The organism is Veillonella rodentium (assembly GCF_900187285.1).
GTDB classification, from domain to species: Bacteria; Bacillota; Negativicutes; order Veillonellales; family Veillonellaceae; genus Veillonella; species Veillonella rodentium.
Genome location: NZ_LT906470.1, coordinates 1,364,248 through 1,380,223 on the forward strand (window position 1 = coordinate 1,364,248; position 15,976 = coordinate 1,380,223).

Here is a 15,976-nt window from a genome sequence, read left to right on the forward strand (position 1 = left end):
GGCTGCAATGCGAACATTGCAGCCTATCTATAACGCCGAAGCGCCTATTATTTTGCGTAATCCACGACGCGAGTTTCACGAATAACCACAACCTTAATCTGGCCGGGATATTCAAGTTCAGACTCGATGCGTTTTACAATATTCCGAACAAGTAATGTTGAATCGGCTTCATCAATCTTATCCGGCTTTACTACAACGCGAATCTCTCGACCGGCTTGAATAGCAAAACATTTTTCAACGCCTTCGAAGGATTCTGCGATTTCTTCCAATTTAGATAAACGTTTCAAATAGTTTTCTAATGTTTCTCTGCGTGCTCCAGGACGAGCTGCGGAGATTGCATCTGCAGCGGCTACCAATACAGCCTCTACAGTTTGGAACTCTTCATCACCATGATGAGCCCCGATGCAGTTAACAACTGCTGCACTTTCACGATATTTACGTGCCACATCGACACCGATTTGAACATGAGAACCTTCAAGCTCCCGGTCCAAAGCTTTACCAATATCATGGATTAAGCCACCTCGTTTAGCCAGTGTCACATCACAGCCCAGTTCAGCTGCCATCAACCCTGCCAAATGAGAGACCTCAATAGAATGTTTCAATACATTTTGACCGTAGCTGGTACGGTATTTCAATCGACCCAAAATCTTAACGATCTCAGGATGTAAGCCATGAACATCAGCCTCAAAAGTTGCCTGTTCGCCGGCTTCTTTAATGGTTTGGTCCACCTCTTTACGAGCCTTACCAACCATTTCTTCAATACGAGCCGGATGAAAACGACCATCGACAATCAATTTTTCCAATGCTATACGAGCCACTTCGCGACGAATAGGATCGAAACCGGATAAAATAACTGCTTCCGGAGTATCATCGATAATCAAATCAATACCGGTTAATGTTTCAAGAGCGCGAATATTACGACCTTCACGACCGATAATACGTCCCTTCATTTCATCATTCGGCAATGCCACTACGGATACGGTAGTTTCCGCTACATGGTCAGCAGCACAACGTTGGATTGCGGAGGAGATAATTTCTTTCGCCTTTTTCTCCGCTTCATCCTTAGCTTGCTGTTCCATTTCCTTAACCATAATAGCCGTTTCATGACGAATTTCCTGTTCCACATTAGTTAACAAGATATTCTTTGCCTCTTCAAAGGTCATGCCGGAAATGCGTTCCAATTCCGCCATTTGTTTCTCATATAGAGCTTCGACCTTTTCACGACTGTGGGCTAAGTCAGCTTCTTTGCGATGTAAAGCTTCCTCTTTGTGTTCAATGTTGTCTAATTTTTTATCCAAAGATTCTTCTTTTTGAAGAATACGACGTTCCATACGCTGTAATTCGGAACGACGGTCTTTATTTTCTCGTTCCACGTCGGAACGGAGCTTATGAATTTCTTCCTTCGCTTCTAATAAAGCTTCCTTCTTTTTAGACTCTGCTGTACGCACACCGTTTGCAATGATGCGTTCAGCCTCTTGTTCAGCTTGATTCAGTTTTCCTTCAGCAATATTTTTACGTAAAAAATAGCCTACCCCTAGTCCAATCAGTACCATCACCACTGCAATCAGACTATACTCTAAAATCAGACTCACCTCCTAAATTCTCAATACTTGAGCTTTCATGCTCCTTTTATGCCGTTTATGCATTAAATTGTCTATAAACCTTACCATAAATAATACAAATAAGGCTATATTAATTTTAGACTTGAATGCCCATTCTGTCAAGGTTTAACAGGCTTGGACGGACGTCTGTAAAAGCCCTTTTCAGTCATAAAAATCATCACATACAATACGAATCGTATGTGTTGCAAACCCCCTGTATTTGAGAAAATTAAAAACTTTTACCCGAGGTGTAACATCCTCTTTTAAAACAGAACCGAATTTTTTCTCCACTACACGATAGGCCGCCTTTACCTCATCATAAGATGCTATATCCTGCGGTATATCAAGCCCACGAAGTTTCATCTTCTGCTTAATCATATAAACACCGTATTTTTCTTCTTTCATCAAATACGTCAACACCTGTTCTGACAAGCGTTCATCGTTAATATAATTATAATATCGCAGACGCTCTAACACACATTCGATGACATCATCCGAGATTTGTTTGCGTCGCATCTTTTGAGTCAGTTCATAAGAACTCAAAAATCGCTGTGCTAAAAATCGGTAAGCCTGATCCATGGCGGCCTGTAATGTTTCATCACTCATAACGGTTATACTTCTTCGGTCGTATCTTCACCGATTACATCGAGTTCCTCCGTACCAACGGCTAAGGTATCGCGGATGATACGATCGATTTCATCAGCAATTTGAGGATTATCAGCCAAATATTGTTTTGCCGCTTCCTTGCCTTGACCCATGCGTTCTCCGTTATAGGAATACCATGCACCGGATTTATTGATGATTTCCATGTTCGTACCGATATCGATAAGCGTTCCCGTCTTGGAGATGCCTTCACCGTACATCAAATCAAATTCAGCCGTTTTGAATGGAGGGGCTACTTTATTTTTAACAACCTTAACCTTTGTACGAGCCCCTACATTTTCATTATTTGCTTTAATAAGCTCGCCCTTACGCACATCTAAACGCACGGAGGAATAGAATTTCAAAGCACGACCGCCCGTTGTCGTTTCAGGATTGCCGAACATGACGCCAACCTTTTCACGCAACTGGTTAATAAAGATAACAACCGTTTTAGACTTGCTGATAATACCGGTTAACTTACGCAATGCTTTACTCATCAGACGAGCCTGCAAGCCTACGTGAGCATCCCCCATCTCACCGTCGATTTCCGCTTTCGGCACTAACGCTGCAACGGAGTCAACAACGACGATATCTACGGCACCGCTGCGAACGAGGGCCTCCGTGATTTCAAGGGCCTGTTCACCATTATCCGGTTGAGAAATCAACAAATTATTGATATCCACACCTAAATTACGCGCATATACGGGATCCATCGCATGTTCCGCATCGATGAAAGCGGCAATACCGCCCTGCTTTTGCGCCTCTGCTACGGCATGCAGTGCAACCGTTGTTTTACCGGATGATTCAGGACCGTAAATTTCGATGACGCGGCCACGAGGGAATCCCCCTACGCCGACCGCGATATCAATGGCTAGGGAACCGGATGAGATTACCTCTACATTCATGCGATCCGCCGCTTCACCAAGGCGCATAATCGCTCCTTTACCGAAATCTTTTTCAATTTGTTTTAACGCGTTATCCAACGCTGCTTGTCTGCCGTCAACAGCCATTCTATTTCCCCTTTTCTGTTATATAAATATAAGCATAATATAATGCGAGCTCTGCCGCACTTTGTCTGATATCTTCACGATTTCCGATCAAATTCGCCTTATGCGCCACCGTGCCGTACGGGCCGGATATACCGAACCATACAAGACCTACTGGCTTTTCGGAACTGCCGCCACCGGGGCCTGCAATGCCCGTAATGGATACGGCATATGTCGTCTGACCTACAGAACGCGCGCCTTCAGCCATGGCCTTTGCCACTTCTTCACTGACCGCACCGTATGTATTCAACATATCCTCAGGCACACACAAAACACGATGCTTTACATCATTGCTATAGGAGATTATCCCCCCCATATAGTATTCACTGCTACCACTCACATTAGTTAATAGTTTACCGACTAATCCTGCGGTACAGGATTCAGCCGTACTTATTGTAGCCTCTTCGTCAAGCAAAGTTTTGCTTAGAGTTTCCTCCATGGATACCGATAAATTCCGACCGATACGATTACCTAACCGTTCTCGTATAATCGCATCCCAAGGATTGAGTAAAAGCTGCGCCTTTTCCATTGTTTCCGCTTTTGCGGTAATGCGAACCTCGATATAGCCTTTTTTAATAAGTAGTGCAATGGTCGGATTAGATTGACTCTTGATAAGGTCCATCAAGGTCTTTTCCAAATCGATTTCTCGAATATCATATACGCCATAGCGATACGATGTCACCACGCCTTGAGAACCGAAACGCCGCTCCAAATATGGAATGACACTTTCCTGAAACATGCCTTTCATCTCACCCGGCGGCCCCGGCAATAAGAAATAAGTCGTATCACCATCCTCTACCACAACCCCGGGCGCCACACCTACAGGATTATGAAGAACCTCGGCCCTTTCCGGCAATTGTGCTTCGCGACGACTTGCATCGGGTATAGCACGGTTCACCCGCTTAAAAAAATCTTGTACCTCCGCCATCGCTTCCGAACTGAATACAACGAGACGACCGATGGAATCGGCCAAGACATTGCGCGTAATATCCCCTTGAGTGGGACCCAATCCGCCCGTGCTGATAACTATATCGGCACGATGTGCGGCATTTTGAAAGACCTCCGCCATGCGCTTTGGATTATCACCTACAACGGACTGATAGGCAATAGTATAACCTAATTTATTTAATTCTTGAGCCAACCAGGATACATTGGTGTTCACCGTATCCCCCAGCAATAACTCTGAGCCTGTAGATATAAGCTCTACAATCATCAGAAATCACCTCCACATTCGAACCGATCGAACTGTGTATCAATTAATATCTATATGAGTCTATATGAATTTATATAAACCGATATAACTCCATGTTAGAATCTATAAAGCTCTAGTTGTTTCTGTAAGTCTCCATAATTTCTATAGAGGCCCACGAGCTCCTATTAGGCCTCATAAGTCTCCATAAGTTTCTATAATCTCTATCAAACTTAAAAGATATCATATATTCTACTAACAATAAATCTTATATACTGCTAACAATAGATATAATTACTCTACAACTATAGCCACCACATCATATGCAAAGCCCTGTTCCACCTGCACCTTGAGGATATCCCCCGGTTTTATTTGATCGCCGCAGTCCTCGATATACATATTTCCATCCACATCGGGAGCCTGTGATTTCAAACGCCCCTTAGCGAGTAAGGTGTTGTGTTCCCCCTCTTCGATTTCCTCAATCATTGCGTAATCAACGGTACCTTCCAGATTCCGGTTATTCTCCTCTGAAATAGCCGCCTGAATGGACATGAGCGTATGATATCGTTCTTCCTTGATATCCTCCGGCACTTGATCTTCTCGAGCACCGGCCGGTGTACCTTCTTCCTGGGAATATGTAAACACGCCCATATTATCAAACTTGATATCTTTCACAAAATCGCATAATTCTTCAAATTGCTCATCCGTTTCCCCCGGGAAACCGACGATAATAGATGTGCGCAATGTAATATGTGTCGGCGCATTTCTGATTTTCTTCAATAAACGCTCGATATCACTGCGGTCATCACGACGGTTCATCTGCTTCAGAATATCATTATTCACATGTTGTAACGGAATATCTACATACTTACAAAGTTTCGGTTCATTAACAATAAGATCCAGAAGTTCATCGGAAAAGAATGTCGGATACAGGTAAAGCATACGAATCCATTCAATACCGTCCACTGCAGTCAACTCTTTCAGCAGATTCGTCAACAACGGTTTCCCATCGTTTAAATCGATACCATAACTGGTTGTATCTTGAGCGATAAGAACAATTTCCTTAACCCCTGCGGCGGCCAGTCTTTCAACCTCGGTCTTAATGGATTGTATCGTACGGCTACGAAAAGCGCCACGTACCTTCGGAATAATGCAGAACGTACAACCGTTGTTACAGCCTTCGGCAATTTTAACATATGCGCTGTAACGAGGAGTCGTCTGTATACGAGGCATCCGTTCATCATAGATATTAGTAATATTTTCCATGATACAACTGCGATTGCCATGCTCAATAGCATCAACGGCCACCATTACCTGATCCCATGCACCGGTACCTATGAGGGCATCAATTTCGGGGATTTCCTGAAACAGTTCATCCTGATACTGTTGACTGAGACATCCGGCTACAATAAGACCCTTACAGGCCCCATCCTGCTTGTATTGAGCGACCTCAAGAATCGTGTTAATAGATTCCACCTTCGCTTTTTCAATAAAAGTACATGTATTGACAACGATCAGGTCCGCTTCGATCAAATTCTCTGTAATTGTATACCCATTATCCTTTAATAGGCCCAACATTACCTCTGTATCCACTAAATTTTTAGCACAACCTAGGCTGACATACCCTAGCAATTTACTCATCTATATTCTTTCCACCTTTTATATTCAGATCATGTTTTATATTATTCCATACGAAATAAAGTTGACTACTATACTAACAGAGATGTCTTGTATTCCCATGCTGTTTTTACACTTGTTACTCCTTACGGAATCGAACCTGACTGACCCAATGATTTAATAGCAACTTTTTACCTTCCATGGTATAACCGCCATTTACAGGCCATAAAACCAGTTCATGTTCAAGGGAATCTTTCGGCTCGATAAGTTCCGGATTCGTAAACATATAAGTAAAGTTATTAGCCACCATAAACTTCGCAGTTTTTGTCGATAATAGCCAATTGATAAATTCAACACTATCGTTTTTATGCTTGGAATTCTTCAGCACTGCCCCGCCCGTCACATAGTAGGATGTACCGTCTACGGGGTAGATAATCTTTATAGGATAGCCCTGATGTACATATTGAGCGGCATCGGAAAGATTACCGATACCGATATTTGTTTCACCTAACGCGGTTAATCGGATAGGCGTAGACAAGAATTTAGCATGTTGCACCACATGAGGTTTCAAACCGTATAAATACGCCAACGTTTCCGGCTCACCTTTATACTCAACCATATTGTAAAGCAGATTAGCCGCATTTTGAGACGCCACAAAGTCCGTCATAATCACGGACCAGTCACCTTGTTTCGCCAATGTATCCCAAGTGGTAATATATTTACCTATACCATTGTAAAAGTTTTCATTTTGTACAAATACGACCGGATCATACCAAAGGCCCACCCAATAGCCGTTAGGATCCTTCAGATTATCTCTAACCTCATCACTATGTTCATTTACGATAGGTACATATTTCCCGTTATTGGTACCGATAACAAGATTATCTTCAGAAGTCAACACCACATCTCCGGACGTATCCGCTAAGGGTGATGCGGTACGTTGTGCCATTTGTTCCTCCGTAAGAGGCAGAATCGTCACTTTAACATTTTGTTCTTCCTGATACTTTTCGGCCAATAAGCTCGTTAAACTGTTAGGCAGATCCGTATATACGGTAATTTCTCCGCGAACAGGCTGTTTCGCCTGCTCAAGTTGTTCCTGATGATAGTAATATCCACCATAACCTAACATGGCAATCACAAATAGGGCCAATATCCCCGGTGCAATCCATCGTTTCATATATGCCTCCCCTAAGACATAAATTATCTACTCTTTCGTTTAGCTCCTGTGCGTGTATTCTGTCCAGAGCTGTTACTGTTCCATCCGGTCGCTCCGTCACGTTTTTTTACATTAGATTTCTTCTTATGATTAAAACGTCCTCCGGAGCTGCGTTGACCGCTGTGACGTTCATTATTGCGTCCAATCGGTCTAGGCGGTATTAAACATTTGGGCCCGAATCCTATCAAATCTCGACGATTGGCTTCGATTAAAGCTTCCTTCACCAAATCATAATTTTCAACATTCTTAAACTGCATTAATGCTCGCTGTTTCGCCTTATCCCGACCTTTTTTCGCCACATATACAGGCTTTCCGTCAAGAGGATTAATCCCCGTATAATACATACACGTAGACAAACTCCCCGGTGTTGGAATAAAATCCTGCACCTGTTCCGGATACATATGATGATCTCGTAAAAACTCGGCTAATTCAATAGCATCCTCCAGAGAGCATCCCGGATGAGAACTCATAAAATAAGGAACTAAATACTGCTTTTTACCGAGTTTTTGATTAGCTTCTTCAAACCATGACTTAAAGAGTAAAAACTCTTCTTTACCGGCCTTCCCCATCATTGTCGTCACGCGTTTTGATACGTGTTCAGGGGCCACTTTCAGCTGTCCGCTCACATGAAACTCGCAAAGTTCCCGTACAAAATCCTTATTATTGTCCGCCAATACATAATCATAACGTAGTCCGGATCGGACAAATACCTTTTTTACCCCCTTCAGCTTACGCAGTTTACGCAACAACGCAATGTAATCATCATGATTGGTATTCAAATTTTCACAAGGTTCGGGAGCGGCACAGGTACGGCCTTTACAAGCACCGAACACGGCCTGTTTATCACACGCCAGATGTCTGAAATTTGCCGTCGGCCCACCCACATCATGAATATAGCCCTTGAAGTTATCCATGTTAATCATCGTATGAGCTTCATCGATTAAGGACTCATGACTGCGATTCTGAATAATTCGCCCCTGATGATTTGTAATGGCACAGAATGAACAGCTGCCAAAACAGCCGCGATGACTGACAAGACTAAACTGCACTTCGCTCAACGCCGGCACACCGCCCTTCTCATCGTATTTAGGATGCCATTTACGGGTGTATGGAAGGTTATAAACACTATCCATTTGTTCCTGCGTTAACGGTAAAGCCGGTGTATTCTGAATGAGATAGCGGTCTCCATGCTTCTGCACTACCGTCTGTCCGTAGAACGGATCCTGTTCATCATATTGAATCCGGAATGCATCGGCAAAAGCCATTTTATCGGCTTTCACAGATTCAAACGAAGGACATTCTACATACTCCAGCATAGGAATATCCTTGGACATATAACAGATACCGCGTATAAATGGCAATGATTCTTTGAACTGTCCCTTGTCAAGTGCATCGGCAAGCTCGGCAATCTGTAGCTCCCCCATGCCATACACAAGCACATCCGCCTTGGAATCTACCAGAATGGACCGGCGCACCGTATCAGACCAGTAGTCATAATGGGCAAAACGTCGCAACGATGCCTCAATACCACCGATTATAAGCGGCACATCATTAAAGGCTTCCTTCATGCGATTCGCATACACCAAGGTCGCTCTGTCAGGTCGATGTCCCGATTCGCCTCCCGGAGAATAATCATCTTCACGACGTACCTTCTTTGCCGCCGTGAATTTATTGAGCATCGAATCCAAATTACCGGCGGTCACAAGAGATGCCAGACGCGGTTTTCCCAGCTTTTTGAAAGCTGATACATCATTCCAGTCAGGTTGAGCTATAATGCCTACGCGATAACCTTTAGACTCCAGGTATCGGCCTATGACCGCCGGAGCAAAAGACGGATGGTCTACATATGCGTCCCCGCTGATGAGGACAAAATCCAACTCAGCCCATCCCCGTTCCTGCATTTCAGAAGGCTCTGTCACCAAAAATCTATCCATTGATCACGCAAATGCCTTTCTATTATTCCTCAACCATGTTCAGAATAAAAATAACCATAATAAAAATATAGCCATACAGAGCAGAATCACGCCTAAGATAATGCGTTCCTGTACGATAGAGCGCTGTCGTTTACGCTGACGCGTTTCCAATGACATACGCTTTTTAGTCGTCTGATATTCCGCATATTCACTCTGTACCAGTGTAGGCTTCGACTGTACCTTATATCTCGACACGGGACGTACAGAAAACGTATCTATATCACCGACCTGATTTTGATAGGCCGCTACCAGTCGATCCCCGTCTAAATCCAGATAATTCCCGTAATTTCGTATAAAACCTTTTACATAGACCCGTCCGGGAATCACATCATAATTACCGTCTTCGATAGCCTCTAAATAGGTAGTTTTAATATGCAGCGCTTGTTCTACATCTTTAAAAGTTAAATTACGTCGCACCCGTTCCCGGCGTAATTCTTCGCCTAATTCAGCCATACTCCATCCTTTCCGAATCTATGTAATCGATACACTTTCTGATCAAAGATCATATGAAAGCATAGGTCCATTAAAAGAATTATAAAAGAGAACCATTTAAATTATTTATCATAAGCAGAAAGCTATTCCTCCGAATGGTCATCCGAGAAATATCGAGCTTTCGCCTGTTCAGAGCTCATCAATATCTCTCTTGCCTTACTGCCCATGCTAGGACCTACAATCTTAAGATCCTCCATCGTATCCACAAGTCGGGCCGCCCGCGTATAGCCGATGCGGAATCTACGTTGCAGCATCGATACCGAGGCTTGCCCAGATTCCATAACGAGATTTACAGCGCGTTCCAAAAGTTCGTCGCGATATATATCCTCGCCGTCGGACAATTGGTTATCCGAGTCCTTTTCCGCCTCCTTTGTCACCGTATCATCGTATTCCGGTTCACGTTGTGCTTTCACAAATTCTACTAATTTTTCTACCTCATCATCTGAGATAAATGCCCCCTGTATACGAATCGGTTTATTCGCACCGATCGGCGCAAAGAGCATATCCCCTTTACCGAGCAGTTTTTCAGCACCCGCCATATCAAGAATGGTACGGGAATCAATTTGAGATCCTACGGCAAAGGAAATACGGCTCGGCACATTCGCCTTGATAGAACCGGTAATAACATTGACGGATGGACGTTGTGTGGCAAGCACCATGTGAAGCCCTGCAGCACGTGCCATCTGCGCCAAACGGCTGATAGATTCCTCTATATCATCAGGAGCCGTCATCATAAGATCCGCTAACTCGTCGATGATGATAACGACCAACGGCATGGCCGTCTTCGGATGAAGTTCATTATACCGTTTTATATCACGTACACCGGTGGCCGCAAATGTTTTATATCGCGCTTCCATTTCTCGTACGGCCCAGCGCAATACGGCGGCCGCCTTTTTCATGTCCGTCACAACCGGTGCCATCAAATGAGGAATACCGTTATATACGGATAATTCAACCATTTTAGGGTCAATGAGAAGCAGTTTAACCTCTTCCGGTTTACGGCTGAAAAGAATACTGGAAATGAGCGTGTTTACACAAACGGATTTGCCGGAACCCGTTGTCCCGGCCACCAGTAAGTGAGGCATTTTTGCCAAATCCGTAATGACCGGCTTACCCGCAATGTCCTTACCAAGCCCCACAGGAATGCCTCCTCGGGCGTCCTTAAAGTCGCTACAGTCTAGTACGTCCCGCAAATGAACAGCCTCTGTCGCCTTATTCGGCACCTCTATACCGATAGCGGATTTACCAGGAATCGGAGCCTCCATACGGATATGTTGAGCTGCAAGATTTAAGGCGATATCATCGGTCAAATTGACGATACGACTCACCTTAACACCTTGAGCCGGTTCAATTTCATAACGTGTTACCGTCGGCCCCTGAGTAGCATTGACCACCTTAGCCGTAATACCGAAACTGCTCAATACATTTTCAAGCAACATCGCATTATGAGCCACTTCATCACCGCTAGTTTGACTCCCCTTCCCTTTCGATAGAATATCAAGACTCGGGAAGTGATATGGCCGATCATAAGTACGGTGGATATGCCCCTCCTTAGACACCGCCACTTGTGCCGTATCCTCCGTAGTACTTGCGATAGACGGCACATTTAGAGTCATACCGGACATGCCTGCACCTGCACTGACCGAGCTGGCTGCGGCACCTGTGCCGGGTACAGCGGAAACAATATTCACCGCAGAAGATTCATCGTCAAATTCTTCATCAGGCACATATTCATATTCCTCATCAGGGGCATATATATAATCATCATCGTCAGATGAATCAACAGCTTCGCCATGCTGTGCATCACCGGAGACCACCGATATATCCGCCAAGGTTTCAGCAGCGCGATTACGAGCCTCCAATTCAGCCAGTTCCTTCCATGAAGAAGGTTGAGCTGATGTAGCAGACGATATTTCATCTGTTGGTATAGCGGTTTCAAAATCATCTTCAAATTGATAATCCTCGACCTCTGTCGGGGGTGTTACACCGCGTTCTTCCAGTCCGTGCAACGCCTGATCCGCAGCCTCGGAAAATCGCATATCCTTCTCCCGATTATATGCTTTTCGTTGAGCCGCATCCTTGCGTTGTTCATTCCAGTCGTCGAAGACTTCTTTCGCAACAGCAACTTTTTCCGCAGCCACTTCCTTCGCCACATCAAGGCCGACCTGTGTTTTATCTACCGCTTTTTGCAAGCCGTTGCGCAACGACAATCGCGTAACGATGAGACCAAAGCACAATAAGAGCACCACATCCATGATGATGCCCCCTACATTGCCCAGAAGAGTACGCAAGAAGGTCGCAATAGCACCGCCTACAACACCGCCTTGATCCGCTAATTGCGTGGTCAACAATTCCTGTCCCTCAGGCACGCGCCATAACGGAACAAGTGCTAATAGAAACAAGAAAAATAATGCCATCGCAATGCCGCGCTTTGTAACGGATACAAAGGTACCGTGATACAATAGTCGCCAGCCGATCCAGAGTACGCATAGACATGGTACAATACCGCCTAAACCGAAGCCATATTTAAATATTCCCGTTACGATGTCACCGACTACACCGAGTTCCGCACCGAAAAAGCCCAGCAAAGAAATAACGGCAAAGGCTATCACAATTAAGCCCTTCACCTCATTGCGAACTGAAAAGCCCGCCGAGTTCTGCTTTGATGTTGTTCGCTTGCGTTGTGCAGTACGCTTTTTTCTGGTGGAAGTATTTTCTTCTGCCATAAATCTGTACAAACCCCTTACTTATATAATATTACTGATGAATAAACTATCATTATATTATACCATATATCGAAGTATTTATTTAATTCCTGCGACGTTCTTCCCAGTCCTGAATTAACTCCGCTTCTTTACCGCGTTTAATACCTTCATAATACACGGCATTTTTTAACGGTGTCGGCAAATATTGTTGCTGCACATAACCGTTAGGGTAATTATGAGCATATTTATAAGACTGTCCATGACCGAGCTTACCGGCACCGCTATAATGACTATCCTTTAAATGATCAGGCACTTGACCGCAATCCTTATGACGCACATCGGAAATCGCTGCATCAATTCCCATATAAGCGGAGTTACTCTTTGGCGCCAACGCCACATAACAGGCCGCTTCAGATAAAATGATACGAGCCTCCGGAAAGCCTACCATATGCGAAGCTTGTGCCGCTGCATTTGCCAGAATGAGCGCCTGAGGATCAGCCAGGCCGACATCCTCTGCAGCACAGATAACGATACGGCGAGCGATAAAATTAGGATCCTCTCCGGCCTCGATCATACGTGCTAAATAGTGCAATGTCGCCTGTACATCCGATCCGCGCATACTTTTAATAAAAGCGGAAATCGTATCATAATGACTGTCGCCCTTCTTGTCATATGTATAAATACGGCGACCGACGACCTTTTCAAGGACCTCAATGGTAATATCCCCTTCATCGGGTACCATGGCGGCGGCCTGCTCCAATATGTTGAGCGCCATCCGTCCGTCTCCGTTCACGAAAATGCCTACATTCTCCAACACTTCATCCGTTACATGGAGCTTTCGTTTTCCAAGACCTACAGTCTCATCGGTAACGGCACGGCGCAATATCTGCCGTATCGCTTTCGGAGTAAGCGCCTCCAGCGTGATGAGACGCAATCTGGATAATAATGGACGATTGACTTCAAAAAAGGGATTTTCCGTGGTAGCCCCGATAAGGATAATCGTACCGTCCTCTACACACGGTAGTAACACGTCTTGTTGACTTTTATTAAAACGATGAATTTCATCGAGAAATAAAATGGTTCGCTGCTGCAGTGACCTTACGCGTTTACGGGCATCCTCTATGATGTTGCGCAACTCAGCAATACCCGCATTTGTAGCATTTAAATTGACAAAGTGACTGTGACTCACCTTCGCGATGATTCCCGCCAATGTAGTCTTACCCGTACCGCACGGTCCATAAAAAAGCATAGACGGAATCGTATCCTTTTCTACCATGGCGCGCAAAAAAGTACCCTTACCTACCGCCTTTTCCTGACCATATAAATGATCCAGTTCAGTGGGGCGCATGCGCACCGGTAACGGTTCGTACACATTTGTTTGCGGCGTATCAAATAAACTGTCCATCATATCACCCCACTTTGTCACACAAATTTTTCAAATCAAAAAAAAGCCCCACCATGCCGTAATGTACCGCGTTTTGATCCTGCAAGGGCAGGTGGGTGTCCTCCTCATCCTGCAGTTGTCCCGACTGGGCGTAACGTTCGGACGAGAGCTTAGACTCCCAAAGTAAATGTGTTGGCTCAAAACTGCGATATCACACGCACATGGCAGGGATACCTTATACATAAATAGTATCAGAAAGATTAGGCATTTACAAGTCTTGACATTTCAAATTCATGTAATTCTTGCCTATATTTTTACACTAATTTTTCTTCACCTAAATCTGTTTTAATATGTAATTCTTTTAACTGTTTCATTTCCACTTCGGACGGTGCCTGACTCATGATGTCGCTCGCACTTTGTGTCTTAGGGAATGCAATTACGTCGCGAATGGATTGACGTTTGGCCATCAACATTACCAAGCGGTCGAGGCCGAATGCACAGCCTGCATGAGGCGGTGCACCGTATTGGAATGCATCAAGCATGAAGCCGAATTTGGATTTTGCTTCCTCTGAGGACAAACCGATAGCGGCAAATACTTTTTCCTGTACATCGGATTGATAGATACGCAAAGAACCGCCACCGATTTCGACGCCGTTCAATACCATATCATATGCGATAGCTTTCACGCTGCCCGGATCGGACTGCAATTTATCAAGATCCTCATGGCGAGGCATCGTGAACGGATGATGCATCGCAACATAGCGTTTTTCATCTTCATTGTATTCAAACATAGGGAAATCCGTCACCCATGTGAAAGCCAGTTTATCTTCGTCAATCATGTTCATGCGACGAGCCATTTCAAGGCGTAATTCACCCAATGCACGAGCTACCGTAGCAGGTTTATCGGCGATCATCAATACGAGGTCGCCACCCTTAGCGCCCATTTTCTCACCGATGCTTCGAATCGTATCTTCACCTAGGAATTTCATGATCTGAGATTTGATGGAGCCATCTTCGTTAAAGCATGCCCATGCAAGGCCTTTCGCACCATACCGGTTTACATATTCAACAAGATCGTCAAGCTCGCGGCGAGGAATCCCCGCATCGCCGGGTACGACGATACCTTTTACGATACCACCGTTATCGATTACGGAGCGGAATACTTTAAACTCGGTATCTTTTACCAATTCGGTAACATCCGTAAATGCCATATCAAAGCGAAGATCCGGCTTATCGGAACCGTATTTATCCATCGCTTCATCCCATGTAATGCGAGGCATAGGCAAAGAAATTTCTTTACCTAACGCCGTTTTAAATACATGAGCGATCATCTCTTCGAGCAATGCATAAATATCTTCCTCATCAACAAAGGACATTTCCAAGTCCAGCTGAGTAAACTCAGGTTGACGGTCCGCACGTAAATCTTCATCGCGGAAACAGCGAACGATTTGGAAATATTTTTCATACCCCGCCACCATCAGGATTTGTTTAAAAATCTGTGGAGACTGAGGCAATGCATAAAATGTACCTGCATTCACACGGGACGGCACGAGATAATCACGAGCCCCTTCCGGTGTGGACTTGGTAAGCATCGGTGTTTCAATTTCCAAGAAATCACGACTGTCGAAGAAATCGCGCATCGCCTTTGTCACCTTATGACGCAAAATCAAGTTGCGTTGCATTTCAGGACGACGTAAGTCGAGATAACGATATTTCAAACGGATATTTTCGTCCACGTCGATATCATCTTGAATATAGAAAGGAGGCGTTTTAGAGGAATTCAACACGCGCAACTCCTCGCAGAACATTTCATATGCCCCCGTCGGAAGGTTCGGATTTACTGCATCCGCATCGCGTTTTGTGATTTTACCGCGCACACATAGCACATATTCATTACGCACATCCTCCGCTTTGTGGAACGATTCCACATTATGATCAGGAGATGCCACTACTTGTACTACACCGGAACGATCGCGTAGATCCAAGAAAATCAATCCGCCGTGGTCACGACGACGTTCCACCCAACCACATAATACGACCTCTTTATCTACCTCCGCTTCGGAAATAGTGCCACAACCGTGTGTACGGTGTAAGCCTTGCATTGTTTCCAT

Annotated in this window: 11 protein-coding genes and 1 other RNA gene; all 12 read right to left on the minus strand. The window is 44.6% G+C overall.

All coding sequences use genetic code 11. The annotated features are described in order from the left end of the window. Nucleotides 1-47: 47 nt before the first annotated feature. The 12 genes from rny to aspS all read right to left on the minus strand — a co-directional run bounded on the left by rny (nt 48) and on the right by aspS (nt 15,976). Nucleotides 48-1,553 (minus strand): ribonuclease Y, encoded by a 1,506-nt coding sequence (rny, locus tag CKV62_RS06280; RefSeq protein ID WP_095066714.1) that lies wholly within the window; start codon nt 1,551-1,553, stop codon nt 48-50. 210 nt (nt 1,554-1,763) lie between these two features. Further along, nucleotides 1,764-2,207, minus strand: a complete 444-nt coding sequence (locus tag CKV62_RS06285) for a regulatory protein RecX (RefSeq protein WP_095066199.1) — start codon at nt 2,205-2,207, stop codon at nt 1,764-1,766. Between the two features lie 5 nt (nt 2,208-2,212). Continuing rightward, nucleotides 2,213-3,253 (minus strand): recombinase RecA, encoded by a 1,041-nt coding sequence (gene recA, locus CKV62_RS06290; RefSeq protein ID WP_095066200.1) that lies wholly within the window; start codon nt 3,251-3,253, stop codon nt 2,213-2,215. Nucleotide 3,254: 1 nt separating this feature from the next. Next, entirely contained in the window at nt 3,255-4,502 is a 1,248-nt protein-coding gene (locus tag CKV62_RS06295; protein ID WP_095066201.1) for a competence/damage-inducible protein A, read from the minus strand. Between the two features lie 270 nt (nt 4,503-4,772). Beyond that, nucleotides 4,773-6,119, minus strand: a complete 1,347-nt coding sequence (gene rimO, locus CKV62_RS06300; protein WP_095066202.1) for a 30S ribosomal protein S12 methylthiotransferase RimO — start codon at nt 6,117-6,119, stop codon at nt 4,773-4,775. A 115-nt stretch (nt 6,120-6,234) separates the two neighbouring features. Beyond that, entirely contained in the window at nt 6,235-7,272 is a 1,038-nt protein-coding gene (locus tag CKV62_RS06305) for an ABC transporter substrate-binding protein (RefSeq protein ID WP_095066203.1), read from the minus strand. Nucleotides 7,273-7,295: 23 nt separating this feature from the next. Further along, nucleotides 7,296-9,245: a YgiQ family radical SAM protein gene (locus CKV62_RS06310; protein ID WP_095066204.1), complete on the minus strand. Its 1,950-nt coding sequence runs from the start codon at nt 9,243-9,245 to the stop codon at nt 7,296-7,298. A 39-nt stretch (nt 9,246-9,284) separates the two neighbouring features. Beyond that, the gene (locus tag CKV62_RS06315; RefSeq protein WP_095066205.1) at nt 9,285-9,737 is read right to left on the minus strand and encodes a helix-turn-helix domain-containing protein; all 453 of its coding nucleotides are present in this window, start codon (nt 9,735-9,737) and stop codon (nt 9,285-9,287) included. A 122-nt stretch (nt 9,738-9,859) separates the two neighbouring features. After that, on the minus strand, nt 9,860-12,502 hold the full coding sequence (locus CKV62_RS06320; RefSeq protein ID WP_095066206.1) for an FtsK/SpoIIIE family DNA translocase: 2,643 nt from the start codon (nt 12,500-12,502) through the stop codon (nt 9,860-9,862). Between the two features lie 82 nt (nt 12,503-12,584). Further along, on the minus strand, nt 12,585-13,886 hold the full coding sequence (locus tag CKV62_RS06325) for a replication-associated recombination protein A (protein ID WP_095066715.1): 1,302 nt from the start codon (nt 13,884-13,886) through the stop codon (nt 12,585-12,587). A gap of 41 nt (nt 13,887-13,927) precedes the next feature. Continuing rightward, a non-coding RNA gene (gene ssrS / locus CKV62_RS06330) (6S RNA) lies at nt 13,928-14,099 on the minus strand. Between the two features lie 80 nt (nt 14,100-14,179). Next, on the minus strand, nt 14,180-15,976 hold the full coding sequence (aspS, locus tag CKV62_RS06335; protein ID WP_095066207.1) for an aspartate--tRNA ligase: 1,797 nt from the start codon (nt 15,974-15,976) through the stop codon (nt 14,180-14,182).

Coding starts and splice junctions, on each gene's coding strand:
- CKV62_RS06325 (WP_095066715.1), bottom strand. CDS start 13,886: ATGGACAGTTTATTTGATACGCCGCAAACAAATGTGTACGAACCGTTA.
- aspS (WP_095066207.1), bottom strand. CDS start 15,976: ATGGAAACAATGCAAGGCTTACACCGTACACACGGTTGTGGCACTATT.
- CKV62_RS06320 (WP_095066206.1), bottom strand. CDS start 12,502: ATGGCAGAAGAAAATACTTCCACCAGAAAAAAGCGTACTGCACAACGC.
- recA (WP_095066200.1), bottom strand. CDS start 3,253: ATGGCTGTTGACGGCAGACAAGCAGCGTTGGATAACGCGTTAAAACAA.
- rimO (WP_095066202.1), bottom strand. CDS start 6,119: ATGAGTAAATTGCTAGGGTATGTCAGCCTAGGTTGTGCTAAAAATTTA.
- CKV62_RS06310 (WP_095066204.1), bottom strand. CDS start 9,245: ATGGATAGATTTTTGGTGACAGAGCCTTCTGAAATGCAGGAACGGGGA.
- rny (WP_095066714.1), bottom strand. CDS start 1,553: ATGGTACTGATTGGACTAGGGGTAGGCTATTTTTTACGTAAAAATATT.
- CKV62_RS06285 (WP_095066199.1), bottom strand. CDS start 2,207: ATGAGTGATGAAACATTACAGGCCGCCATGGATCAGGCTTACCGATTT.
- CKV62_RS06305 (WP_095066203.1), bottom strand. CDS start 7,272: ATGAAACGATGGATTGCACCGGGGATATTGGCCCTATTTGTGATTGCC.
- CKV62_RS06295 (WP_095066201.1), bottom strand. CDS start 4,502: ATGATTGTAGAGCTTATATCTACAGGCTCAGAGTTATTGCTGGGGGAT.
- CKV62_RS06315 (WP_095066205.1), bottom strand. CDS start 9,737: ATGGCTGAATTAGGCGAAGAATTACGCCGGGAACGGGTGCGACGTAAT.